Annotated in this window: 20 protein-coding genes; 14 read left to right on the top strand and 6 right to left on the bottom strand. The window is 58.8% G+C overall.

What is annotated here, in order from left to right:
- The first annotated feature begins 531 nt into the window (after positions 1 to 531).
- The 10 genes from E6C55_RS07990 to E6C55_RS08035 all read left to right on the top strand — a co-directional run bounded on the left by E6C55_RS07990 (position 532) and on the right by E6C55_RS08035 (position 13,095).
- Positions 532 to 1,797 (top strand): ATP-grasp domain-containing protein, encoded by a 1,266-nt coding sequence (locus E6C55_RS07990; RefSeq protein WP_136369257.1) that lies wholly within the window; start codon positions 532 to 534, stop codon positions 1,795 to 1,797.
- A complete protein-coding gene (locus E6C55_RS07995) occupies positions 1,794 to 2,624 on the top strand; it encodes a Rossmann-like domain-containing protein (RefSeq protein WP_136369258.1) in 831 nt (276 codons plus the stop codon). Before E6C55_RS07990 ends, E6C55_RS07995 begins: the two co-directional genes overlap by 4 nt.
- On the top strand, positions 2,621 to 3,418 hold the full coding sequence (locus E6C55_RS08000; RefSeq protein WP_136369259.1) for a class I SAM-dependent methyltransferase: 798 nt from the start codon (positions 2,621 to 2,623) through the stop codon (positions 3,416 to 3,418). Before E6C55_RS07995 ends, E6C55_RS08000 begins: the two co-directional genes overlap by 4 nt.
- A 48-nt stretch (positions 3,419 to 3,466) precedes the next feature.
- Positions 3,467 to 5,113, top strand: a complete 1,647-nt coding sequence (locus tag E6C55_RS08005) for an ABC transporter substrate-binding protein (protein ID WP_230986600.1) — start codon at positions 3,467 to 3,469, stop codon at positions 5,111 to 5,113.
- 9 nt (positions 5,114 to 5,122) lie between these two features.
- On the top strand, positions 5,123 to 6,088 hold the full coding sequence (locus tag E6C55_RS08010; protein WP_136369260.1) for an ABC transporter permease: 966 nt from the start codon (positions 5,123 to 5,125) through the stop codon (positions 6,086 to 6,088).
- Positions 6,081 to 6,914: an ABC transporter permease gene (locus E6C55_RS08015; protein WP_136369261.1), complete on the top strand. Its 834-nt coding sequence runs from the start codon at positions 6,081 to 6,083 to the stop codon at positions 6,912 to 6,914. Before E6C55_RS08010 ends, E6C55_RS08015 begins: the two co-directional genes overlap by 8 nt.
- Positions 6,915 to 6,924: 10 nt before the next feature.
- Positions 6,925 to 8,565, top strand: coding sequence for an ABC transporter ATP-binding protein (locus tag E6C55_RS08020; RefSeq protein ID WP_136369262.1), 1,641 nt, complete (start codon positions 6,925 to 6,927; stop codon positions 8,563 to 8,565).
- Positions 8,566 to 8,586: 21 nt separating this feature from the next.
- Positions 8,587 to 9,696 carry a cysteine synthase family protein gene (locus tag E6C55_RS08025; RefSeq protein ID WP_136369263.1) on the top strand — a complete coding sequence of 370 codons (1,110 nt, stop codon included), beginning with the start codon at positions 8,587 to 8,589 and terminating at the stop codon, positions 9,694 to 9,696.
- Positions 9,693 to 10,883 (top strand): staphylopine family metallophore export MFS transporter CntE, encoded by a 1,191-nt coding sequence (gene cntE / locus E6C55_RS08030; RefSeq protein ID WP_136369264.1) that lies wholly within the window; start codon positions 9,693 to 9,695, stop codon positions 10,881 to 10,883. Before E6C55_RS08025 ends, cntE begins: the two co-directional genes overlap by 4 nt.
- Before the next feature lie 133 nt (positions 10,884 to 11,016).
- Entirely contained in the window at positions 11,017 to 13,095 is a 2,079-nt protein-coding gene (locus tag E6C55_RS08035; protein ID WP_136369265.1) for a methyl-accepting chemotaxis protein, read from the top strand.
- On the opposite strand, the gene E6C55_RS08040 is transcribed toward E6C55_RS08035, so the two are convergent.
- The gene (locus tag E6C55_RS08040) at positions 13,085 to 13,873 is read right to left on the bottom strand and encodes a hypothetical protein (protein ID WP_136369266.1); all 789 of its coding nucleotides are present in this window, start codon (positions 13,871 to 13,873) and stop codon (positions 13,085 to 13,087) included. The two genes, E6C55_RS08035 and E6C55_RS08040, sit on opposite strands and share 11 nt — an antisense overlap.
- Before the next feature lie 127 nt (positions 13,874 to 14,000).
- Here E6C55_RS08040 and E6C55_RS08045 point away from each other — a divergent pair, with 127 nt between their 5' ends.
- A complete protein-coding gene (locus E6C55_RS08045) occupies positions 14,001 to 14,228 on the top strand; it encodes an NHLP leader peptide family RiPP precursor (protein WP_136369267.1) in 228 nt (75 codons plus the stop codon).
- On the opposite strand, the gene E6C55_RS08050 is transcribed toward E6C55_RS08045, so the two are convergent.
- Positions 14,225 to 16,123 carry a sensor histidine kinase gene (locus tag E6C55_RS08050; protein ID WP_136369268.1) on the bottom strand — a complete coding sequence of 633 codons (1,899 nt, stop codon included), beginning with the start codon at positions 16,121 to 16,123 and terminating at the stop codon, positions 14,225 to 14,227. The two genes, E6C55_RS08045 and E6C55_RS08050, sit on opposite strands and share 4 nt — an antisense overlap.
- Before the next feature lie 184 nt (positions 16,124 to 16,307).
- Positions 16,308 to 16,610 carry a transposase gene (locus E6C55_RS08055; protein WP_136369269.1) on the bottom strand — a complete coding sequence of 101 codons (303 nt, stop codon included), beginning with the start codon at positions 16,608 to 16,610 and terminating at the stop codon, positions 16,308 to 16,310.
- 122 nt (positions 16,611 to 16,732) lie between these two features.
- Here E6C55_RS08055 and E6C55_RS08060 point away from each other — a divergent pair, with 122 nt between their 5' ends.
- The 3 genes from E6C55_RS08060 (at position 16,733) to E6C55_RS08070 (ending at position 19,135) form a co-directional block, all read left to right on the top strand.
- The gene (locus tag E6C55_RS08060) at positions 16,733 to 17,026 is read left to right on the top strand and encodes a hypothetical protein (protein ID WP_136369270.1); all 294 of its coding nucleotides are present in this window, start codon (positions 16,733 to 16,735) and stop codon (positions 17,024 to 17,026) included.
- A 198-nt stretch (positions 17,027 to 17,224) separates the two neighbouring features.
- The gene (locus E6C55_RS08065; protein ID WP_136369271.1) at positions 17,225 to 18,106 is read left to right on the top strand and encodes an AraC family transcriptional regulator; all 882 of its coding nucleotides are present in this window, start codon (positions 17,225 to 17,227) and stop codon (positions 18,104 to 18,106) included.
- A gap of 120 nt (positions 18,107 to 18,226) precedes the next feature.
- Positions 18,227 to 19,135, top strand: a complete 909-nt coding sequence (locus E6C55_RS08070) for a DMT family transporter (protein WP_136369272.1) — start codon at positions 18,227 to 18,229, stop codon at positions 19,133 to 19,135.
- A 747-nt stretch (positions 19,136 to 19,882) separates the two neighbouring features.
- Here the strand turns inward: E6C55_RS08070 and E6C55_RS08075 are convergent.
- The 3 genes from E6C55_RS08075 to E6C55_RS08085 all read right to left on the bottom strand — a co-directional run bounded on the left by E6C55_RS08075 (position 19,883) and on the right by E6C55_RS08085 (position 25,010).
- On the bottom strand, positions 19,883 to 20,758 hold the full coding sequence (locus E6C55_RS08075) for a hypothetical protein (protein ID WP_136369273.1): 876 nt from the start codon (positions 20,756 to 20,758) through the stop codon (positions 19,883 to 19,885).
- Complete coding sequence (locus E6C55_RS08080) at positions 20,745 to 21,290, bottom strand: RNA polymerase sigma factor (RefSeq protein WP_230986601.1); 546 nt, start codon at positions 21,288 to 21,290, stop codon at positions 20,745 to 20,747. Before E6C55_RS08080 ends, E6C55_RS08075 begins: the two co-directional genes overlap by 14 nt.
- A 171-nt stretch (positions 21,291 to 21,461) precedes the next feature.
- Entirely contained in the window at positions 21,462 to 25,010 is a 3,549-nt protein-coding gene (locus E6C55_RS08085; protein WP_168735534.1) for a choice-of-anchor I family protein, read from the bottom strand.
- Positions 25,011 to 25,108 lie beyond the last annotated feature (98 nt).

Raw genomic sequence — 25,108 nt, forward strand, 5'->3', positions numbered from 1 at the left:
CTTCGATCTGGTTCTGAGTCTGATTCTGAGTCTGATTGCGGTTCATTCGTCGTCCTCGTTACTTCCTATTACATGTGTTCCGGTCCCATATTGCAACAATAAAAAAATCCCACCCCCAAGACAGCAAGCTGTCTCAGGGACGAGATTGGATTCCCGTGGTACCACCCCAGATTCGCGGAGATGTCGCCATGTCCGCCTCTTCGAGTACGGCCCGCTGCGCCGGGGCTTATACTCTAGCTCTGTAACAGGAGCTCCTGTCGCGCCACCCTCCGCTTGCACGGGTTCCGGCTCGCTGCTCGGAGTCTTTTTTCGATAGGGGACGCCATGCTCCTTCACAGCAACCGGAGCTCTCTGGGACGGTATCCGTCTACCTACTCTTCTCGTCATCGCATTTCGTTGTTGAATTATTTTAACAGATGGGGATTGCTTCCGTAAATGCTTTTTTGATGGATTCCATTGACAAGGAAAAGAATGGTACAGTATACTCCTCTTAAATGTAAATATTACAATTAAGAAGTTGGGGAGGATTACGTGGCACATCTTCTAATGATCGAAAGTTGGGTAGGAGCAAGCGGCAATCTGCTGCCGCCGCTTCTCCGGTCGCTGGGGCATACGTATACGTTCGTGACGCGCAAGCCGGCGCATTATCAGAATGCGCACAGCGAGGAATTGCATCCCGTGCTGCGGAATGCCGATTCCGTGCTGGTGACGGACACGAACGATGTTCCGGGCATGATCGACTTCCTGCAGCCGTACCGCTTCGACGGGGTTATTACGGTATGCGACTACTATATCGAAGCCGTAAGAGAGGTGGCCGGCGCTCGCGGCTTGCCCTGTCCGTTCCCCGAGAAGGTGAGGACGGTGCGGCAGAAGCACCTGATGCGCCGGGAGCTTGACCGCGCGGGACTGAGCAATCCGAAGTATCGGCTCGCCTACAGTTGGATGGAGGCTGCCGAGGCTGCCGAGGAGATCGGGTATCCGCTTGTGCTGAAGCCCGTCGATCTGGCATCAAGCGCGTACGTCCGTCTTATCCGCGATCGCCGGGAGCTCGAGGAGGCTTACCGGGGGCTTGAGGCGTTCCCTCTTAACTTCAGAGACCAGCCGCGCGAACGGGCCTGCCTGCTCGAGGAATTCATGGAAGGGGAGGAGGTCAGCGTCGAGAGCTTCTCCTTCCGGGGGGAGACGACGGTGCTTGGCATAACGGATAAATCCGTCACGGGCGCTCCCTATTTTATCGAAAATGGGCATATGTTCCCAGCCAAGCTGGACGAGTCGATACAGGCGGAGACGGTACGGTTTGTCCGGAGTGTGCTGGAGGCGGTCGGCTTCGATCATGGCATTGCGCATACGGAGGTGAAGCTGACGGCGGCTGGCCCGCGGATTGTCGAGATCAACCCGAGAACGGCCGGCAATTATATTGTCGAGCTGATCGAACGCGTGACGAGCGTTGACCTGCTGCGGGTCTTCGCGGAGCTGTCTCTCGGCCTGGAGCCGACCGTCGCGCCTGCGACAGACGGGCCCGCCAGCGCGGCCGCCGTCTTCCTCGTTCCGCCGCAAGGAGGCTGTGTATCGCAAGTTGATGGAGTCGAGACGCTGGCTGCGGATGAGCATGTCGTGCGCTACAAGGTGGAGAATTGCGCCGGCAAGTCCATCGCGGCTCCGATCGACAATGCGTGTTATCTGGGCCACGTCATTGCGGAGGACAAGGACGGGCCGAATGCCCGGCTGTTCGCGGAACAGGCTCTGGGGCGCATTGCGCTCAAGTATGCTCCCGATCCCGAAGGAGCCGGCGTATGAAGCAAGAGCGGGGAGACGCCCGTCTGAGCGTGGCGGAATTGCGGCAATCCATCCTGCGGGGAGAATGGGGGAGCCCGCCGGAATTGCTGCCGATCACGGGAGCGTCAACGATTTACCAGACCACGAAGTTCCCCTCCTCGACGATCAGATACCATAACCGTTATCTGCTGCTCCGATCGGAGGCTTACTTCGGAGCCTGCTCCTACACGGCGGATCAGTTGGATGCCGAGGTTGCCGGGCAATTGTCGGGAAGCTCTCTTGCTAACGTCATACGGGATGACCGGCTTCCCATACATATAGCGGCCATGGACGCTTATCTCGGAGTGGTGCGGCCCCATGCGGAGAACTGCAGCGAAGTCGTGGACATACCGGCCGGAACGCCCATTCAGAGAGCCAAGCTCCGCGATGCGCTTATAGCGGACATGGCCGACATTCGGCCGAAGCGGAATGTTGCCCTGATCGGAGTCGTCAATCCGCTGGTGGAGGCGATTCGGGAGCGCGGCGGCAATTGTCTGCCTTGCGACCTGCAATTGGAGACCACTGAGTGGGGGGATGCGGTGGAGAAGGACATGGAGAAGGTGCTGGAGCGCGCCGACAGCGTAATCTGCACCGCCATGACGCTCGGGAACGGGACGTTCGATCGCATTGTGCAGCGAGCCGCAGAGCGGCGGATTCCGCTCACCGTGTATGCGCAGACGGGAAGCGCGGCGGTTGCTCCATTCGTAGGCAGGGGCGTCGCCGCTCTGCTGGCCGAGCCGTTCCCCTTTACGCAATTCAGCGCCGGAGCCACGACGCTCTATTGCTATAAGGGAGGAGGCGACGGATGAGGCTGAGGACGGACACGGACAATCTGCTGCATACCAATCCATCGCTTTACCTGGCATTCAACGGGGACAACGATGAGAGCATGGCGCAATTTATTCTGAAGCTCTTAAGCGATTATAAGGCCGGCAAGGCGGTGCTGGATGTCGGCTGCGGAACGGGGCGCGAGGTTGCCGCTCTTCGGCGGGCGGGGTATGAAGCCGTCGGCCTGGACAACTCGGAGGAGATGCTCGCATGGGCGAGAACGCATCATCCCGGAGCGGAATTCGTTCACGGCGATCAGGCCGACTTCTCGCTGGGGCGCCGGTTCGATGCGTTGTATTGCGTAGGCAGCACCTTCCTGTACAACTTCACGAACGAAGCCGTTCTCGCGAGCCTGCGCAGCTTCAGAAGGCATCTTCAGCCGGGAGGCCTGCTCTATCTTGACATGCGGAATGCCGCCTTCTTCCTGACGCCGGAGGGGCAGCGATGGCTCAGCGAGGAACTGGCGGAAGAGACGACGGCGAACGGGCATACGGTCTCGCTTCGCACCCGGTTCAGCATAGACTGCGCCAAGCAGCTTCTGCTGAGGGACTATCGCTGGACCGTGCCGGGCCGCGAGCCCATTGCGGAGCGGCTGGAGCATCGGCTGCTGTTCCCGCAGGAGCTCGCCCTGTATCTGGAATTGACCGGCTTCCGCCCTTTGCAGCTCTTCGATGAACCTGCGCCTCATATCAGCCGTTTCGAACGGGGGCTTCCGCTCGAATTCGGCGGGGATATGCAGGGAAGACGCATGCAAGTCATTGCGCGTGCCGTGTAAGATAAGCAAGACATTACGAGTGCTGCCGGATGGCAGGTGGAGGATAAGATGAGAAAAATAATGTTGGCATTGTTTCTAATCGTAATTATTACTATTATGGGGTGCGGCAACGGGGACAACGGCGGGAACGGCGGCAAGGGCGGCAAGGGCGGCAAGGGCAACAACCAGGCGAACAATGCATCGGCTTCTGCCGAGCCGTCGACCGCAAGCGCGGCTGCGTCGGAAGCGCCTTCCGCAGCCAATGCATCGAACCCGCAAGAGCTGATCGTGGCAGGACCGGACATTGCGGCCAGCCTGGACCCGGTTCAGCCGCTCACCTCCAGCTACCTGCGTCTGATCGGAGCCGGGGAGGCGTTGTTCAAAGTGAATGCGGAGGGAGAGGTGGAGCCCGAGCTTGCGGAAGGAGCGACGGAGACGGACGCCACGACCTGGGAGATCAAGCTGAAGGAGGGAATCCGCTTCTGGAGCGGCGAGCCGATTGACGCCGACGCGGTTATCGCTTCGCTGGAGCGCTCCAGGAAGCTCGATGTGCAGGCATTGCCCTTCCTTGACGATCTGAGGCTGAGCAAGATTGACGACCGGACCATCCGGGTTCAGACCACGCGCGAGCACCTGCCCGTTCCGCTGAACCTGTCATACTACCAGACGATTATTCATAATGCTGAAGCGAAGCAGGATTCCGTGGAGACGATGGATCTGTCCGGCATGTACAAGGTTGTGGAATTCGTTCCGAAGCAGAAGCTGGTTCTGGAAGCGAACGACAACTATTGGGGAGAGAAGTCCGGAATTCAGCGAATCGTATTCGAGGAGATCAAGGATGAACAGACGAGGGTGCTGTCCAGCTTGAGCGGACGCAGCCATGTGGTGCTGAACGTTCCGGTGACGAGTCTGGCGCAATTCGGCGGGAACCCGGATGTCGAGCTGGTGTCCGCTCCTGCCGCCAATACGCAGACGGTATATCTGAATCTGAGGCAGCCTCAGCTCTCGGATGTCAAGGTCAGGCAGGCGCTGTCGTGGGGACTGAATCGGGAGGAGCTGATTACGCTGGCGGCCGAGGGGCAAGGCGAGCCGGTCGCGACCTGGCTTAGCTCCAATCCCGCCTATGCGGAAGCGAGGAACGCGGTGTACGACAAGTTCGACCGGGATCGGGCCGCCAAGCTGCTGGAGGAGGCAGGCTGGAGTCTGGGCAAGGACGGCATTCGATATAAGGACGGCAAGCCGCTTGTTCTCCGCCTGATGACCTGGGGAGGGGACAAAGCGCTCGGCGAAGCGCTTCAGAATCAGTGGACGCAGCTCGGCGTGAAGGCGGAGGTGCAGCATGGGGATTACAGCCTGATCGAGACCGCTCGCGAGTCCGGCAATTGGGATGCCGTCATCGAGGCGTGGAGCACCTTCGGCGATGAGTTCGCTCTGCTGTCGGGGCAGTATTCGCCCGAGGGAAGCGCCAACTACGGCGGCTACAACGATGAGCGGACCAACGAGTTGCTGGCGGAGCTGGAGCAGGCGTCCGATGCGAAGATGCGTCACGAGCTGGCGCTCCGGATCAACGAACGGGTGGCGGAGCAAGCGCCTGTCCTCAGCTTGTTCCCCCGTCCGCAGATTACGGCCGTAAGCAAGTCGCTGCAAGGGCTTGCGCCTCACTTCCGGCAATTCGAGAATGTCGTGAGCGCCAAGCTGGCATGGGCATCGAATTAGGCTGCCCCTATGCAGAGGATGTTCCTGCGGAAGCTGACGGGGGCGGGCATTACGTTATTGTGCGCAACGCTGATCCTGTTCGTCCTGATTCGGCTTGCGCCCGGGGACCCGGTCAAGCTGCATCTCGGCCCCTCCTCGGATGTCGCGCTCGACAGCACGGAGGCCTACGATCAGAGAGTGGCCGAGCTGCGCACGCAGCTTGGTCTTGACCGGAGTATATTCGCCCAGTATACGACCTGGATGAAGCGGCTGCTGCAACTGGATCTGGGGACGTCCATCCACACGGGGAGAGCGGTCGGCTCGGAGCTTGCCGACAGGCTGCCCGCTACCCTTGCCCTTGCCGTCGCGGCCCTGGCTATTCAACTGGCGCTGGGGCTGGTCCTCGGAACGGCTTCGGCGCTGAAGGCGGACCGGCTTCAGGACAACGTTATTCGTCTGGCGTGCGTGGTTCTCGCCTCTGCGCCGGCGTTCGTGATAGGGCTGTTTCTGCTGTCGTTCTTTGCCGTATCCCTGCATGTGTACGACATAAGCAACGAGGCGAGACCGGAGAGATTATGGCTGCCTGCCGTCACGCTTGGAGCGATGGGAGCGCCGAATTTGATTCGGATCATCAGGGCGAACCTGTTGGCCGAGCTTGGCCAGCCTTATGTGCTCTCGGCGCTGTCGAGAGGGCTTGCCCGCAAGCTCGTCGTCAGGCATGCGCTGCGCAACGCCCTGCTGCCTGTCGTTACGGTTGCCGCGCTCTCGTTCATTGGGCTTATCGGCGGCGCGGTCGTCATCGAGAGCATCTTCTCCTGGCCGGGGATCGGCAAGTACGCGCTCGACAGCATATTGCTCAAGGATTATCCCGCCATTCAGGGCTACGCTCTGGTCGTGATAGCGATGGTGGTTGCGATTCACCTGCTTGTGGATGTGGTTTATCTATTCCTTGATCCGCGAATCCGGCGGGGAAGGGAGGGGGATGTCCATGCCTAGCTCCGCCATGAAGCGTCCGCTCGGTCTGACGGTCGGGATCATCCTCCTTGGCCTGCTCGCCCTTGCGATCGCGGGCGCGTCCTGGCTGTCGCCGTATGATCCGCTGGAGCAGCGCGTCGCCGAACGGCTGGAGCGGCCAAGCGTCGAGCATCCGCTGGGAACGGACCGCTTCGGCCGCGACGTTCTCTCCCGCTCGCTCCACGGCGGCCAGCATACGCTGCTCGCCTCGGGCACCGCGCTCGGTGCCGCACTTGCCGTCGGGCTGGTTATCGGGCTGCTCGCCGGCCTCTATCAAGGCTCTGTTCTCGATACGGTGTTCATGCGTCTCATCGATGTGCTGCTGGCTTTTCCCTTTATGGTTCTTGCCCTGATTATCGCGGCGTTCTTCGGCACCGATCTGCTTCATCTGCTGGCGGCCGTCGTCTCGGTATGGTGGGTGTCCTTCGCCCGCTTGACGAGGAGCGTTGTTCTGCATGTCAAGAATGACGGCTCCTTCGCAGCGGCGAAGGTGCTGGGCGCTTCGGACGCAGCCATTATGCTGCGGGAGCTGCTTCCCAAGGCGATCGGTCCGGTGCTGATTCTGGCAACCTTCGAGCTGGGGAGCCTGATTCTGTCGATCTCGGCGCTCTCGTTCCTGGGGCTCGGCTCGCAGCCGCCGACTCCCGAGTGGGGCAGCATGCTTGCGGACGGTCGGGATCACTTCCTGCAAGCGCCGCACATCCTGATCGGGCCGACCCTCTTTATCGTGCTGACAGTGCTGGCGTTTAATCTGATCGGAGAAGGGCTGCGGGATCGGCTGGACCCGTATGAGAGGTCGGATATATAGGAGGGCGTGGATGTTGAACAGGAACGGGAACGGTCATGCGATATTGAACGGGAACGGTCATGCGATATTGCGGGTTCAGGGCTTGCAGGCGGACTATCAACAGAATGGGCGGTACGCCGAAGTGCTTGGCCCCCTCTCCTTCGAATTGGGCAAGGGAGAGATCGTATCCTTGCTGGGAGAGAGCGGCTCGGGCAAGTCGACGCTTGCCAAGGCGTTAACCGGGCTGCTTCCGCCGTCCGCCAGGATTGCGGGAGGGACAATGACCATCGCCTCGGGCTCGCCGGTTGATCTGACCGGCAAGCAGGTGCCGTGGCAACAGATTCGGGGAAGACAGATCGCGATGCTGTATCAGGACGCGCAGCAAGCGCTGAATCCCATGCTGACGATCAAGCAGCATTTTCGGGAAAGTCTGCGATTCCATCGTCTCGCTTCGGCAGAAGAAGTGGAGGACATAAGCTTAAAGCTGCTGGGAGCCTTGAACTTCCCCGATCCGAACAGCGTATGGGGACGATATCCGTTCCAACTCAGCGGGGGGATGTGCCAGCGGATTTGCCTTGCCTTGGCGCTATGCCTGAAGCCGGCCGTGCTGATCGCGGATGAGCCCACATCCGCCCTGGATACCGTAAGCCAGAAGGAAGTGCTCGATTTATTGCTGCGCGTAAGGGAGCAATTCGGCCTGACCGTGCTGCTGATTACTCATGATATCGCCGTGGCGAATGCCGTGAGCGATCGGGTGATGGTGTTGAACCGGGGAGCCATTGAAGAAGAGGGAAGCACAAGAGCGGTGCTCAGGAAGCCGAAGGCGGCCTATACCCGCGAGCTGCTGGCTTCCCGCGTATCCAAGGCAGGCTCCTCCGAGGAGGTTGAACGGCTGCGGCTTCATGAACCGCTCATGGAGGTCGTGCAGCTTAAGAAAACTTTTAACCGGAGCAAGCATGTGCTTCAAGGAGTGAGCTTGACGCTGCACCGGAAGGAGATTCTGGGCATTCTGGGGCAGAGCGGCTGCGGCAAGTCGACCTTGGCGGGGTGCATGGCCGGCCTGGATTCCCCCAGCGGCGGCAGCATCCTGTTCCGCGGCACGGATATCGGCCGATTACGGGGGAAGGCGAGGCGCGACATGTGCAGGCGAATCCAACTGGTCTTCCAGAATGCGCGGGCGAGTCTCCATCCGGGCCGCACCGCCATTCAGATCGTTCAGGAGCCGCTCCGCTACCTTCGTATCGGGAGCAAGCGGGAGCGGAAGAGGCTTGCCGTGCATTATCTCAATGAGGTGGGCATCGTCGGCGACATGCTGACGAGGCGGCCGCCGCAATTAAGCACGGGACAGTGCCAGCGGATTGCGATTGCCCGTGCCCTTGTCCTGCAGCCGGACGTTCTCATCTGCGACGAGGCGGTCTCCGCATTGGATATGAGCGTGCAGGCGCAAATTCTCGATCTGCTGAAGCGTCTCCATCGGCAGCATGGGATCGCGATGGTCATGATCTCTCACGACATTCGTGTCCTGAGATCCTTCTGCCACAATATAGCCGTCATGAACAACGGAAGCTTCTGCGAGGTTCGGCAGGCAAGCGCGCTGCTTCAAGAGAGCGATCAGCCCTATACGCAATTGTTGCTTAAATGCGCGGGAGATATGGAAGTCGGGCTGGGTTAATCTAGGCAAGGGGGAGACGCCATGATCGGGAGCATTCTCGAGACGATCGGCCGTACGCCGCTTATCACCATTCCTAATACGAATACGAAGCACGAAGGGCAAGTGCTGCTCAAGTATGAACGCTATAATCCGGGAGGAAGCATCAAGGATCGCCCGGCCTTGTTTATTATACAAGAGGCTGAACGCCGAGGCTGGCTGCACCCCGGAGGTACGATTATTGAATCTTCCAGCGGGAACTTCGGCATCTCTCTCGCCATGATCGGAGCGGCCAAGGGCTACCGGGTGGTGATTCTCGCCGATCCGAAGACAACGGGCGCCAATCTGGCGCTGCTAAGGGGGTTCGGAGCGGAGGTCATCATTGTTACGGAACAGGACGATTCGGGAAGCTATCACAAAACAAGAATCTCGCTCGCGAACAAGCTGGCCGGAGAGATCGACAATTCCTTCCGCCCCGATCAATGCTTCAACTTGTTGAACAGCGAGGCGCACTACCGGAGCACGGCGCGCGAGATCCTGGAGGCTTGCCCCGGCAAGCTCGCAGCGTTCGTCACGGCGGTCAGTACGGGCGGGCAACTGGGCGGCATATCGCATTATATGAAAATATACGCACCGGAGGTGCAGATCATAGGAGTGGACGCGGTCGGTTCTACTATATTCGGCGGCGAATCGGACGCCTATCGCATTCCCGGGATCGGACTTAGCTGGACGCCCGTGAACCTGAATCTGAACGATATCGATTGCGCCTACAAAATAACGGACGAGCAAGCTTTCGTTGCCGCGCGGGCCTTCGCCCGCAATGAGGGCATTCTGATGGGACCGTCGAGCGGAGCCTGCGCATTGGTCGCCCTGAAGACGGCTCAGGAGCTGGCTCCCGGCGAGCGGGTTGTCTGCATGGTCTCCGACGGCGGGGAACGTTATATTCAAACGTTGTTTAATGAGGAGTGGATGGGAGAGCAAATCTTCGCCGCTTCCGTCGGCGCGGAGGAGCTTCGCACCATGGCCCGCCGGCTGCAGCCGTGGAGCGTGCGCCCGAATTATCGGCCCGACTTGGTTCAGAGTCTTGGAGTGCCGGAGACTACGTTGCATATGAACAGGGATTCGGGTCGCCTGGCCCGGCAGTCGACGGAATGACGGCGATGACTAACCGCGCTCTATCCCCGCCCTTCCTGCGCTTATATGCGCTTGCCTTCTTATTCTTCAGCGCCAATGCCATATTGAATGTCATCCTGCCGTTGCGAAGCGAAGCGCTTGGGGCGAGCAACGGGCAGATCGGCCTGATTATGGGCGCCTACATGTTCACGTGCATGTTCTTCAGGCCCTTGGCCGGCCAACTGATCCATAAGCACGGGCCGGCAAGCGTGCTTCGCATCCTGTTGATCGTGAATGGCCTTGCTCTTGTCGTGTATTCCTTTGCGGGGGTGGAGGGCTATGTGGCCGCTCGTATGATGCAGGGAATATGCACCGCCTTCTTCTCCATGTCTCTGCAGATCGGAATCATTGACGCTTTGCCGGAGGAGCAGCGCTCCCAGGGCGTGTCGCTTTATTCCTTGTTCACCTACATGCCGACCATTATCGGTCCGCTCCTGGCCATCGGAATTTGGGACTGGGGAGGGATGGGGGCGTTTACGGTTGCGATGATCGCTATTGCGTTGGTGACGGGCCTATTCGGCTATAGCGTGCCTATACAGTCGGCGCAGCCCATCCAGTCGGTTCAGCCGCAGAGCATGGGCGGCTCGATCAGGCAGCTCGTTCGTCAACGTCCGCTGCTGGTCTGCAGCGCGCTGATGCTCGGCATATCTGTCGTGTTCGGTGCTGTCACCGCTTTTATTCCCTTGTATAGCAAACAAGTCTCGGGCGGACATTCGGGTGTGTTCCTTATGATTCAGGCATCGGTCATCGTGACGGGGAGATTTGTGTTCCGCACACGGATTCCTTCCGATGGCAAGTGGCCAGCCGGATTCGTCTGTACGGTGTGTCTGCTTGCTTCTGTCGGGGCCATGCTGCTGTCCCTCTCGCTGGCCTGGGGGCCGCTGGCCTTCTACGTCGCAGCGGTTACGATCGGCGTTGCGCAGGCGCTTCTGTATCCGACGCTGATCTCGTATTTATCCTTTGTTCTTCCGGGCGCAGCTCGCAATGCCATGATCGGATGGTTCCTTGCAGCGGCCGACCTCGGCGTCTCCATGGGAGGGGGGGCGCTGGGACCGGTAGCGGATCGCTATTCGTACAGCGTGATGTACGGTGCCGCCGCCGGGCTGGCCGTTCTCGCCGCCTGCCTGGTCGTGTTGAACCGGACGGACAACCGTTCACGATCGGAATAACCGGCGTCCAATCGCGGATTTTTTTCGTTCCTTTGGCATCATTTTCATGCTTTCTTTAGTCGGTCTTCAGCGGGATTTCAGCTTCGGCGGACTATAATCGGAGCATGATTCACAACTGAAGGAGACGACCCCGATGAAGCAATCCTCCACGTTCGCCCCTGCCGGAATCCGGCGGAGATTCGGCTCGGTCCGCAGCAAGCTGATTCTCTCGTTCCTGTTCGTTATTCTTGTGCCGAGCCTCGCCATCGGCGGCTTTGGCTATTTTATCGCGAAGGACAAGCTCGACGGCCAGCTTGAGAACGTGGCGAACAGCGATATCGCGCTCGTCGACAAGCTTGTCGATCAATACATACAGCCGAAGATGTCGGATGTCGAATTCCTGGCGAGCCGAATGACGGCAGCGGCCGATCAAGAGCTTCTGGACAATTATGCAAGCGCTCATCCCGAGGCGGAGCAGGTTCTGTACATCCCGGCGACAGGGGAGGCGCTGTCCGCTTCGTCGGCAGCGGAGACGGACGCCGATCCTAGAGGCAACGACTTCTACGCCCTGGCGTTGGAGAGTAAAGGAACCGTCGTCTTGTCCGAGCCGTATACGTCGGAAGCGTCCGGGAACACCGTCGTCGCGATCGCGAGAGCAGCGGAAGACGGCAGTGCGGTTGTCGCCGTCGTCGCCGATCTGACCGGGCTCGCGGAAGACATCGGCGAGATCCAGATCGGCGAGGACGGCTTCGTCATGATCGTCAGCGCCTCCGGAACGAGCATCGTCTCCCCTCCGTGGGGAGCGAGAGGGGAAGGAGGCGCGTCAGGGACGGGAGAGGAACTCCCTGCGGATGCGAGCGGGGTGACGGCAGGCCAGGAAGCCGCCGCCGCACCGGACGGAGAAGCGGCGCCGGAGGGAGGCGAAGGCGGCCCGCAAGCTCTCTTCGCCGGAGACACGGGCGAGATCGACCAGGAGTCTCCGGGGGGCGACAGCCGCCATCTGATCTACATCACGAATGAGCTGACCGGTTGGAAGATCGCTGGCGACCGGTCCCCCAGCGAGGTGACCAAGGCGGCGGCGCCGATTCTTAGCAACACGATTCTCGTTCTCGTGATCTTCGTTCTGATCGGAGCTGCGCTTATGTTCGTCATCGTCCAGTCGATCGCACGGCCGCTGAAGTCGCTGACGAATGCCTCCCGCATTGTCAGCGAAGGCGATCTCAGCTTCCGCGCCGATGTGAATTCCAAGGACGAGTTCGGGGAGCTCGGGGCATCGTTCAACCGGATGGTCGACTCCTTGCGGGCGGTTGTGTCGGAGGTGTCGGAGTCGTCCCACCGCCTCGCCTCGTCCTCTCAGCATCTGTCGGCCGGTGCGACCCAGACTTCCTCCGCCGCTCAGCACATCGTAGAGGCGATCGGCGAAGTGGCGGACGGGGCCGCGCGCCAGGTTGAGCTCGTACAGACCGGCTCTCGGGAGATTTGGACGGTCTCGGAGCAGATCCGGCAGATCGTCGGCAGCGCGCAGCAGGCTTCGCGGACGACGGGCGAAGTGGCGGAGAAGTCGGCCGAAGGCGGGCAAGCGGTCCGCGACGCCGTGCGCCAGATGAATTCGATCAGCGTGTCGGTGGACGGATTGGCGGAAGTCGTTCGCCGGTTGGTCGACTCCTCGATGGAGATCGGGAAGACGATCGGCGTCATCTCGGACCTGTCCCAGCAGACGAACCTGCTGGCACTGAACGCAGCCATCGAAGCGGCCAGAGCCGGAGAAGAGGGCAAGGGGTTCGCCGTCGTTGCCGGCGAGGTGCGGAAGCTGGCCGAGCAGTCCGACAAGTCGGCGCGGCAGGTCGCCTCGCTGAACCAATCGATCCGGACGGAGATTTCCAGCGTGCAAGCATCGCTGAAGGCCGCGCTCGAAGAGGTAAGCGAAGGGCTGGACGTTGTGGAGACGGCGGGCAGGCTGTTCTCCGAGATTGAATCCTACGTCGAGGAAGTGGGCGGTCAGGTACGGGGAGTGTCCGTCACGGCGGAAGAGATCGCCGCCGGTGCGACGGAGGTCGTCAAGGCGATCGAGGACATCTCCGGCGTCTCGGGCGAGGCGGCGGCCGGAGCGCAGACCGTCTCCGCCGCGACGGAGCAGCAGCTCGCCTCCATGGAGCAGATCTCGTCGTCCTCGGCTTCCCTGACCCGCATGGCGGTCGAATTGCAGTCTCTCGTGGATAAATTCAAGCTATAAGCAGAGCTTTTACCGCTTTAGTAACATCGTCGACAATAAGATACATGCTGCTGCACTTTGTTGCAAAATATCTTAATGCAGTTGAGTTTGCTAGTTCGTCTACCATTTTCCATGAGGCAGGACTGATAGTAAGACTTCCTTCGGCTTTCAGGAAACTGGATTTTATAAATTCCCAAACAGCATCGAATGCCTCATCGCCAAACGGCTCGATCTTTCTGCAATCAATTTGATAGGTTTTAGTTAAGTTATGTGCATGGCTATCAGAGGAATACGGAGTCCCAAATAAGTCTTTTACAATAGGATGCAACCTGTTTTCCGCATGTAATTTTTTGAGCTGACATTCCGTGCCGGGAAGCAGGTTTTGCATTTGAATCTTGAATAACTCTTTTTCCCTATATAAATATTGAATTTTTGCAAAATGACACGCAACTTCGTTGATTGCCGTCTCACGCACTTCGGGTGGCGTTGGTATGTGAACCAAGGCATTTGAATAATGCATTGCTGTCGTTGTTAAAAAGAATTGGGCGATTAAAGAAATGTCGGTCGTTGCAGCATCGTTCTTTAAGGTCTTTATGCTCAGATTAGGACTGTGTTGTTCATGAGAAAAGTCACTCATTCTCCTGTCTATTTCTTTTAACCAATTCAAATTATCACCTTCAAAGTGGGCGTTTTTTTCATTTGGAAGTTGAACCGGGGATTTTAACAAGCACCCTCGTTTCGATACTCCATGTATGGTATGAGATGCTATTGCGATGAGGTCGGAGGCTGCGAATAACAACGATCCGCCCTCCTTATCTAGCATAGGAACCGCAAAAATGTCGAAATTAATAAATAGGTGACGAATTTTTCCAATCTGTGGTACACTGGAAGAGTAGTCCAATATTACCGGAGAGGTCGTGTCGCCAGTGTCCGTAGAATCGTTAAAAGTGCAGATCATCAAGAAGGCATGGGAAGATCCGGAATTTAAGCAACTTCTGCTGGCTGACCCTCAGACCGCGTTGAAGCAGGAATTCGGCGTCGACATTCCGGAAGGAGTCGAGCTGAAGGTCGTTGAAGAGACGGCTTCGAGCTTCTATCTGGTCATTCCTCCCGAACCTTCGGCAGATGACAACCTGAAGTATTCTTGGACCTAGTTCGAGCGGACCAGAGGGAACCGAATGAGCGCTTCGGTTCCTTTTCCTTTCTCGCTTCGGAACTCTAAGCTTCCATCCATGATCTCAATAAGGCGGTAGGTGACCATCAAGCCCAGGCCAGTGCCTTTAGACTTGGTAGAGAAGTAGGGTTCTCCCAACCTTGCGATCTGTTCAGGGTTCATCCCTTCGCCGTTATCCGCAATTCGAATCAGTACCCAATCTGTTTCCTTCTCCGCATCGATCTCGATAACCCCGTTCTCCTTAAGCGCTTCAATGCTGTTCTTGATCAGATTCATAAAGGCTTGCTTGAACTTCGAAGGGTTGCCCACGATAATCAGCCCATCCGGAAGCTGGATTTTGAAGACGGCGCCGCTAATGGAGGCGAGCGGACTCATGATCGTTTCGACCGTGTTAAGCTCTTGTTTGATATCGATCTCCACCACGGTATCCAGCTCGGGCTTGGCGAAGGTCAGGAAGTCCGTGATGATGAGGGAGGCCCGGTCCAACTCGTCAATTGCCATGGAGAAATGATTCTTGTTTGTTTGATCCGAAGAGCTCGAGATCAATTGCAAGAACCCTCTCGTGACCTGCAGAGGATTGCGCACTTCGTGAGCGATCGAAGCCGCCAACTCGCTGACGAATTTTAATTTCTCCGTTCGTTGCAATTGGTGATTAAAGAGCTCGAGCTCCTTGGAATAATCGAGCAGCTTCTGGTGGTCCGACTTGATCTTGCGGGCCAGCACAATAACCAACGATACGATCAGCAGAATAATGCCGAACTTCCAGAGATAGACGATCGGCAGCGCGTCGCTGGTATATAGCTGAATTAGATCGACAACGCCCGTCGTCGCAAGCGCGAGAAAGCCCAAGGAGAGGATAATGCTGGCCTTGTTCCCGCGGATGGCCTGAATAATGGACTGGCTGAGTACGAGCAGCAGATGCATCAGAATTAACGGTGCCAGCATCCAGAACGTGAAGAGCTTGTAGTAGACAAAGAAGGGATCGCCGATGATAGCGTTCAAGATGAGGATCAGGACGCCGAACGCGCAATAAACCGCAAACCATGTTCCGAACTTGCGGAATAACGTCAACTTCCCCTCGAATATCGTGCCTACGTAGAGATGCAAGGCAGGGAAGACGACAAGCATCGACATATCGAACAAGAATTGAAGCCACTTTCCGATATTGCGGAAGTAAACATAAGGGAAAGTGGAGTAGGTGATAATCAATATACTGGTTGCCAAGGCTATCAGGCTAAGAGCAATCCATGCCCTGCGTTGCTGATGGGTCAGGTAACCGGAAATAAGAAGCATAAGGATGGCCAGGAAGCCGACGGAAGCGCCAAGGAGCAAATTGGGCATCTCTTGTCGGATGAACGATTCGGACAACTGGTTGAATTCCCCGAGTTGAATATGGCTGACCAGCCCCGCTCTATCCAAGGAGCTGATTCGAATGAGCAAGGTGGAGGGCTCCGTTCGGGCTGGAAGTGCGGACAACAGCATATTACGATCGTAGCTGTAATTCCGATCGGAGTGATAGAGCATCGTGCCGTCCTCAAAGACATCAATGTTCAGGCCGTAAATCTGACGAACAAGAAGTCCGGGAGTTAACCACTCGGATGTCGGAGGGATCGCAATTCGAACCCATGCTCCCTTGTAGCCTTCCGGAATTGCTACGAGGGGATTGTGAACGTTCGCGGCTATCCAAGAATCGGAATGCGGTGCGGTATCGGTCGGAGAAGCGTTCTTCTCGATCCATTGGATATCCCAATTTGTAATGGAGGTTGCATGTTTCTTTTCCGCTGCGAATGCATGTTCGGGCAAGCTTGCCCCTCCAATTGTAACGATAAGGGCAAAGAGAATAAGAATAACCGCCTTCAAGCGGAAAGCAAGCATGATTTCCCTCCTTCAGACTGGTGCCGATATCCAATTTATATTCGACATCATTCGCCATATTCCTATTCGTTCTTTTTTATCTCTATATTAATTTGTAGTCAAAAGGTACTATCAAATTGTATACGGACAATATACGGATTAGTATGGATGCCGTATAGACCCCGCCTCCGCTCGGGAGGCGGGGTTAGCGGGGCCGGTTGCCGCTCCGGAAGAAGGTCCGCTCCAAGAGGAGATAGAACGCATACAGCCCCAAGTACGAGCCGGACGCAAGAAAGACCTCGTTCAAGAAAACAGCATGGATTTTCGTCATAAACACGGTTCCGTCCCGAATGATCTCGTACACGGAGAATGCGGCGATGTTCCCGAAGAGCAGGGCCGCGATCCAAGCGCAAGCGTCGAAGGCGCGCGCAGCCGCCGGCCAGCGTCGTCCCGCCAGCAGCATGAGACCCGGAAGCAGCAGGCTGGCTATTCCAATCATTAATCGCATCGTATCACCTCGAATTCAGCTTTGCCGCTAAGCCTTCTTTTCAACCGTGCCCGCACCCGCCTGTCCTCCCCGGAATATCCTGCTAATGGAACCTTACTCTAAGCAGGAGAGGATGATTCGGTATGATTGGTTCGCTGACTCATTGGATGGAGGTTGCGCTGTGGGTTGTGCTCGGCTCGATGGCGGCCGACTTCCTGGTCGGGTTCTTCCAGTCGCTCCAGAACAGCAAGCTCGCTAACGCGAACGAACCGGTTCTCGGCTACCTGAAGGGGATCGTCATCTATGTGCTGCCGCTTCTTATGCTGGCGGGAATCGCTTTGCTGGACGAGACGGGCTGGATCGTCAAGACGGCCTATTATATAGGTGCCGCCGCCGTCGTCATCAAGTATCTGAAGGACATCAAGGCGAAGCTGTAGCTGCGGCTCCGCGTTCCGCCCCGGAACGGAACCCGGCTCTCTGCCATTCAGGCGGAGGGCTTCTTGGCGTGCGGACGAATGATATAATTCACCTATCAGGCCGTTCGGGTCAGGCTGCTCAGGCTGCAGAACGGGGCACGGATAGTCGGGCGGCGGCGCCGAATTTCCATTACCGTTAGAAGCGAAGGAGGTCGTTGGGTGGATTCCTTGAAGCGGATGAACGATGCGATGACGTATATCGAAGAGAATCTGGCGGGGGAGATCGATTACGCGGAAGCTGCGAGGCGGGCGCTCTGCTCCGAGTACCACTTCAAGCGGATGTTCTCGTTCCTTGCCGGGGTTCCGTTGTCGGAGTACGTTCGGCGCCGGAGGCTGACGCTGGCTGCGTTCGAGCTGCAAGGCGGCGGTGCTCGGGTGATCGATGCGGCGGTGAAGTACGGCTACGAGTCGCCGGATTCGTTCGCGAGGGCGTTCCTGCACTTGCATGGGATCAAGCCGTCCGAAGCGCGCGAAGGCCGCGGTTCGCTTAAAGCGTATCCGCCGATGACCTTCCGACTATCGATACAGGGAGGACACGAGATGAAGTATCGGGTGACAGAGAAGGGGCCGTTCCGGATCGTCGGCCTTCATCGGAGGGTGCCGATCGTCTTCGAAGGGGTGAATCCGGAGATCGCGGCCATGTGGGCCAGTCTGGATGAGGAGACGATCGCGTTGTTGAAAAGCTTGTCGAACGATGAGCCGCAAGGGCTGCTCAGCGCTTCGGCGAACTTCGGCGAGGGGCGGATGGAGGAACGGGGGCAGCTCGATCATTATATCGGGGCGGCGACAACGAATCCGGCTCCGGCCCATCTGGCCAGCCTGGAGGTTGCCGCTTCGACCTGGGCGGTTTTCGAAGCGGTCGGGTCGTTCCCGCAGACGCTTCAGAACGTATGGGGACGCATCTACTCGGAGTGGTTCCCGTTGTCCGCGTACGAGCTGGCCCCGGGGCCGGAGCTTCTGTGGAACGAGTCGAAGCTCACGTCCTCGCCGACGTTCCGCAGCGAGATCTGGATTCCGGTTGTCTATCGGGAGCGCCCCTAAACGCCCTCTTGCCAGATCGGTCCGGGTCTCCTACACTCATAGGATAGACAGCATAATCGGACCGATAGGATGGACGGCAGCGTCCTTCTTGACTTCACCGGCAGGAGCGAATTCCACTTGATGAATCGGCAACATCTGATGTCCAATCTGCTCCTTCTGCTGACCGCATGCATCTGGGGCTTCGCCTTCGTCGCGCAGCGACAGGGCATGGAGCACGTCGGCCCGTTCACCTTCAATGCGGTGCGGTTCGCCTTGGGCGCCGCATCGCTTGTGCCGCTTATTCTGTGGCTGGATCGGCGAGCGGGGCGATCGAAGGCGGAGAGACGGCGGCAATACGGCAAGGGGATGCGGGCCGGCTTCTGGGCGGGGCTCGTCCTGTTCGGCGGCGCCTCTCTCCAGCAGATCGGGCTTCTCTATACGACGGCGGGCAAGGCGGCGTTCGTGACCGGCTTGTATATTGTGATCGTGCCTTTCCTGGGGCTCTTCCTTCGGCAGCGTCTCGGCTTGAACAGTTGGGCGGGGGCCGTGTTGGCGGTCGTCGGGCTGTATCTGCTATGCGTGACGAACGATCTGTCGCTTAACCGGGGCGACCTGTACGAGCTGATCGGGGTGTTCTTGTGGTCGCTGCACATTCTCGTCATCGACAGGCTGTCCAAGACGACGGACGTGCTGAAGCTCTCGCTGTTCCAGATTATCGTCTGCTCGGCGCTGAGCTTCCTTGTGGCGCTGGTCACGGAGTCGATTCGGCCGGAGGATGTGGCGGACGCGCTCATTCCTCTCCTGTACGGCGGCATCTGCTCGGTCGGCATTGCTTACACGCTGCAGATCGTCGGTCAGAGGGGCGCCCAGCCGACGCATGCGGCGATCATTCTGAGCATGGAGTCGGTGTTCGCGGCGATTGGGGGCTACTGGCTGCTGGACGAGCTGCTCGGCACGCGCGGCGTGCTCGGCTGCCTGTTCATGCTGGCCGGCATGCTGCTCCCGCAGCTTCCCTCTTGGAAGCGGAAGAGCCCGCAGACGATCTCTTAGGGGCTGTCCGGGGGAGTGCGGCAGGCTGGATGTCGTGGGGCGGACGGGATTTTGCGAAAAATCATACTGGTGAGTTACGGCAACGGGGAGTTTGGACGATTGTATGTGAGAAACCGCATATATGAGGGTTGTTCCGACCCGGACGGCCCTTATTTATGCTAAAAACCTCTATGACAACATGGACAGTTGCCACCCCCTGCAATGAAAATATCGCGTATAAGTTCCGCTTGCCATCCCGCCCGACATCTCTTCCCCCTCCCCATGCACCTATTCCCTCAGGCGGCATTAGGTCTCTTCTCCCTTTCGTTCAGGATAAGGAGCTGCAAGGTGAACAAGCTGACCCAAGAGCAAAGGGTATGTTCGTCAAGCGGAGGTTCCTGATCCAAGGGGAGAAGAAGCATAAGGGGTTAGCAGGGGGATCGCGCCCTTGCCCGACCCATAATATGGAAGTTGCCTCGTCGACATGCCGACCTAGCGGGGCGGGTGCTAGACGGTAGCGGGACTTTTTTGTCTAAATCCGGTACAAACTGCCATTAGCGAGACTTTATTTTCGTATTAAATCGTATAAAAAGCTGCGATTCATACGGAATCCAGGCCGACGAATGTGAAAATTGCATAAAATCGCGTCAATCGTCGGATCGAGGGACGGGAGGAGCGGATGGAGGGGCGCGCCGACCATGTCGACCATTGCCTAACGCCGTGCCCCGCCCGCTCCTTTGCCCGCCGCCCTTCTTGTAGAACTCTCCTTCAAGAGCTGTAGTATCTCGTCTCGGTGTAGACGGCCCGGCCGTCCGCGTCCAGCCATTCGATCGTATACTCGCGGCCGCCGGACGGCAGGAGCGCGAACCAGTACGTCTCTCCGTCCGCCTCCATAAGCTGCACGGGGATGGACGGCCGCTCGGCCGCCGAGACGATCTTCACCTCGCGGATTCGGGGGTCGATGACGATTCCGAGGCTGTACGGGTACATCTTGCCGTTCTCGCCGCCGAAGGCGTTGTTGTCGACGATCATGTAATCCTCCCGGGCCGCGTACTTGTTGGATGCCACGGTGTAATAGACCCCATTCTGCTTCATGAGGCTGGTGGATCCGGCCTGCTTGGTGCTCCACCGCAACTTCGCTGTGCTCCAATCCGGATCATCCCACTTCCACAGGTTGACCCCGAGCGAGATGGATTCGTTGCCTGCGGATTCATGGGAGACCTTCCATACGACGAACGCCGTTCCTTCCTCGTCCGACTGCGTGCCGATCCATTGCTTGCCGCCGACAAGCGTCGTATCCGCCGCGGTGAGCCTGCGCCACTCTTCGTCGGTCGGCTCCGGCTTCGCGGCGATCGCATCGACCTCTTCGGCCGCATCGGCCCCGGCGGCAGCGGAAGCGATGGGAGAAGCTCCGGCAGGGGACGGAGAAGCCGCTTCCTTGCTCAAGAAGGAGAACAGCACGATGACCGCCGCTCCGACGATCGCCGCAGAATAGGATAGGGTTTTCCCCCAGGCTATTCTCCCCTTACGGTTGCCCGCTTGGGCTTCCTCTCGAATGGCCCAGGCCAGCCGTTCGGTGAATCCCGCGGTCCGGACGGGCTCCTCTCGCAGCTCCTCGTACCACTCCGGATTAGATGGGCTCATACGACCATTCCTCCTTCAACAGGGTAGACATTCGCTTGCGCGCGCCGAACAGCCTCGACTTCACGGTTCCTTCCGGAACGTCGAGAATCCTTGCGATCTCTTGCAGGGAGAGCTGGTACTTCGCATGGAGCACGAGCGCTTCCCTCATCTTGACCGGCAAGGAGAATACATGCCTCCACACATCGCTTGCCGCTTCGCGCTCGAAGTAGGCCTCCTCGGCGGAACGGTCCTGGCGGGAGGGGGCGAGCTTGCCCGGAAGAAGCACCCGGCGGAAGAACGCCGAGTTCCGGTAATTGAGGCTGATGTTGCGCGCGATTCGCAGCAGCCACGTTCGCACGGAGGACTCGCCGCGGAAGCTGACGAGGTGGCGGTAGGCCTGCAGGAACACGTCCTGGGCGATATCGTCGGCCGTGGCGCGATTCTTCGTGATGGAATAGGCGAAGCTCCAGACGTCTTGTCCGTACTCCTTCATCAATTCCTCCAGCGTCATCGGGTCCATGGCCGTCATGTGCTTCAGAGAATCGGGGCTCAATGGGATCACCTCAACCATATAGACAAGGGATGGCCTGCCGAGGTTCATAATTATTATGGGGAATTTGGGCGATTGCCCGGCGAAGGGTCTCCGTTATTGTTGCAGATTGGCGGGCAAAAGAAAATCGGGAGCCCGTCAGGCTCCCGATTGCGGCTGTTGCGCGTATAAGGTTCAGTCGAGGAAAGAAGCGACGATCTTGGCGATCTCCGCACGGGTGATCGTCAGCTTCGGATTCAGCTTGCCATCCGTTCCGCCTTGCAGGACGCCTGCCTGAACGAGCGCAGACACGGCTTCGCGGGCCCAGGAGGAGACGTTCGCGTTATCCTTGAAGGAATCCAGGCTGCTGCCCCCGGAAGCGGAACCGAGCTTGTCCTTCATCGCGCGGTACAGCAGGACGAACGCTTCTTCGCGGGTGAGGTCCTGATCCGGGTGGAAGGTGCCGTCCGCGAAGCCGCCGGCAATTCCTTGCTCGGCCAGAACGTTGATGTAGGAAGAGTACCACTTGCCGCTCGGAACATCCTTGAATACGTTAGCGGAAGCGCTGCTTGTGTCCAAGCCCAGCAGTCGGGCGAGAACGGCCATGTATTCGGCGCGAGTCATCCGCTTGTTCGGCTGGAAGCTGCCGTCCGGCATTCCTTGCATAATGCCCTTGGATGCCAGCTTGGCGATCACTTCGCTTGCCCAGTGTCCGGTGCTTACGTCGACGAAGCTGGGGGCATTCGTTCCAGGGTTCGTCGGATTGGTTGGACTCGTCGGGCTGGTCGGATTCGTCGTCGATCCGTCCGTCTCTTCGCCGGATTCGTCATCCGGTTCCGTGGTTGTCGGATTCGTAGGCGTAGAAGGCGTGACAACCGGTGCGGCGGCTACCGTCACAACGGCTTCGGCGCTTCCGTAGCCGTCGGCGCTGACCGCGCGAATGACGGCCGTTCCTGCGCTGAGCGGGCTAACGACGCCGTTCTCCGTTATCGTTGCAACCGCCGTGTTGGAGCTGCTCCACGTGACCGACGCTTCGCTGCCGCCCACTGGAGTGACAGCAGCGGTCAATGTCGCGCCGGAACCGGATGCGGTAAGCGAGAGCGTCTTCCGGCTCAGCTCGACCTTCGTCGTCTCCAGCTCGTAGACGCCGACCTTGCCGCCGACTTCGAAGGCGACGAGCAGCAGGGCTCTGCCGGTCGGGCTCTCTTCCGCCGGGATGAACTCGAGGCCTTCCGGACCGGTGAAGGTGTCCAGGTTGACCTTGTTCTGTTCGTCCGCGAAGACGCGGCTGTTCGTGTAGTTCACGAACGTCGGAGCGGTCGGATTCGTGATGTCGTAGGTCATAATGCCGCCCACGCGCTCCAGGCCGACGAACGCGAAGATATGGTTGCCGACGACGCCCGTCTTGATGTCTTCCGGTTCAGGGCCCTTCTTCGTGCTGCGGTCGTCCATCTTGATCTTGCTGTTGCTGGCGTTGAAGTATTCGGGAAGCCGCTGCGACGTGATCACTTCGAAGTCGCTGCCGCTGTCGTACACTTGCTCCAACGTATCGGCGTTCCAGATCGAGAAGGAACGGCCGCCGAGCATGTAGATGCTGTCATTGCCGCGGTCGGTAAGAACTTCCACGCCGTCGTACTTCGTCGTTCCGTTCACGAAGGCGTACGCTTCGGAATCCGGGTCGAGAGACGCCTTGATGTCCCCGAGCTTGGCGATATTCGCGCGGATCGGATCTTCCTCCGGCCATTCGGTGGCGTCGCCTTCGTTGGCCGTCAGCAGGTACGTGACGCCGTTCACGCTGTAGGAAGCGATGCCGTCCGGCATGTAGGTGCCCTTGAACGGAACGTTCTCCAGCAGGATCGAGGAATCGCTCTGCACATCAAGCGCGTTGGCCGCTTCGCTGAAGTCCTTGTAGCCCAGGCTCTTCACGCTGACAACCTGCTTCGCCCCGATGTCGATCGTTGCGATGGCATTGTTCTCCTGCAGGGAGACGTAGGCCGTCCCGTTGTCGGAGGACAGCGTGATATATTCCGGCTCGAAGTCGAGGTAGGCATCGGCCTTGGAGCCCTTGCTGCGAATGATGCCGTCCTCGTCGACGCTGCCGCGGATATGCACGTCGTCCGCGATCGCCTCTTCGTCATCGAAGTACACTTGAACGGACGTTCCCGTCGTCGTGTCGACGATCGTGACGCTTCCCGCCGGATCGTTGATTCCGTCGCGAGGCTCCCCTTCGTCCGCGGACAGCACATAGCGGCCGTCCTTCGTGGACTTGACCATGTCCGGCTGCACGCCCGCCTGGAAGGAGCGGAGCAGGTTGCCGTCGTAATCGAGCTCAAGAATCAGGCCTTGCTTAAGCGAATCTTCTTCTTGAACGGCGGCGTAAATCCGCTTGGTCGTCGTATTGACATCGACGCTCGTCAGATCGCCGAACGCGAAGCCTTCCGTCTGCTCGGCGAGCTCGGCTACCAGAACGCTCTTCTCCTTGTCGAGCGTGCCGTCCGCTTGTCCCAGGCTGACGATGTCCAGGCTCGGCGGGGTTGCGGAGCCGTTCACCAGATAGAACTTGCCGTTGTCCTTGTTGAACTTGACGATCTCGGCAACTCCGCCGTCCGCGCTCGTGGCGCCGACGGAATAATCCGCAATCTTGTTGATTGAGAGGGTGTCGGTTACCGTTGGGCGGTAGGTGTCTACGTTCAACGAGAGCGTAACCGACTTGACGTTCGCCGTCGGAGTCGCGCTGTCCGTAACCGTGAAGGTGATCGGCAATCCGAGTGCCACAGCGGTCGGGGTGCCGTAGACGGCTCCCTCTGTCGACAGGCTCAAGCCTTCCGGCAGTCCCGTGGCGGAGAATGTGTAAGGAGCTACCCCTCCGGCTGCGCCGATCGAGGCCGTATAAGGCTGATTCGCATAAGCCGCAGGAAGGGAAGTCGTCTCGAAGTTCAGCGGGTCGGGCAGGTCCGCCCAGGCACCTTCCTCGCTGTCGTGCGGACGGTTCGCCTCGTATGCGGAATCCGTGATCGAGCTGTAATCGACTTGCCTGAAGTCATTCTTGTTGTTGTCCGTGTCTTGGAAGTCGATGCGGCGCAACGACTTCTTCTTCGAGGTGCCTGCCGAGTCGCCCGTGGGATAGTCGGTCTCGTAGCCGTCGATGTCGCTCCCGCTGTCGTTGCTGCCCGTTCCGAGCATGTCCACGTATCCTTCGGGAAGCGGGTCGGCGGCGAAGGGATTCTTCAGGTCGTTCGACAGTCCGTCGTCATTGCTCATCAACACGACCTTCAGGCCCTTGTTGTTGATATAGCGATCCCAATCCAGGTCGCCTTTGTCGGACAGATCGACCTTCGCTCCCGTCGTTCCGGTCGCCTTGGCGCGGACCAGGTAAGAGGACTTGGCCTTGATCGTGCCGGACAGGTTCAATTGCTCCCAATTGCCCGTCGGGCCTGTCTTGCCGCTGCGATCCGCATATTGCAGCGACCAGCCGTCCAGGCTGACGTCGCTGTCCGTCGGATTGAACAGCTCAATGAATCCGTGCGAGGCGTAGGCATCGGTAGCGGAGGACAGCCCCGCGCCGTACACCTGCTGGATCACGATGTGAGGAACGGTAACATCGTAGGTGCCGCTCGAGATGTAGGGCGTGCCCGGAACGACCGCAGGGGCCGCATTCGCCGCCGGGACTGCTGCGAGCAACGCGCCGATCGACAGTTGCGCTGCCAGCGTTGCGGAGATGATTTTGCTAAGAGAACGGTTCAAAAGACAGATCACTCCCATCAATAGAGTTGGATTACCTCTAAGTCTAGGGGGTGAATGTTCGGCCGTCGTTAACGCGGCTGTTAAGACTGTGTTAAATT

Origin of the sequence: Cohnella fermenti (assembly GCF_004801405.1) — a bacterium.
Taxonomy (GTDB): domain Bacteria; phylum Bacillota; class Bacilli; order Paenibacillales; family Paenibacillaceae; genus Cohnella; species Cohnella fermenti.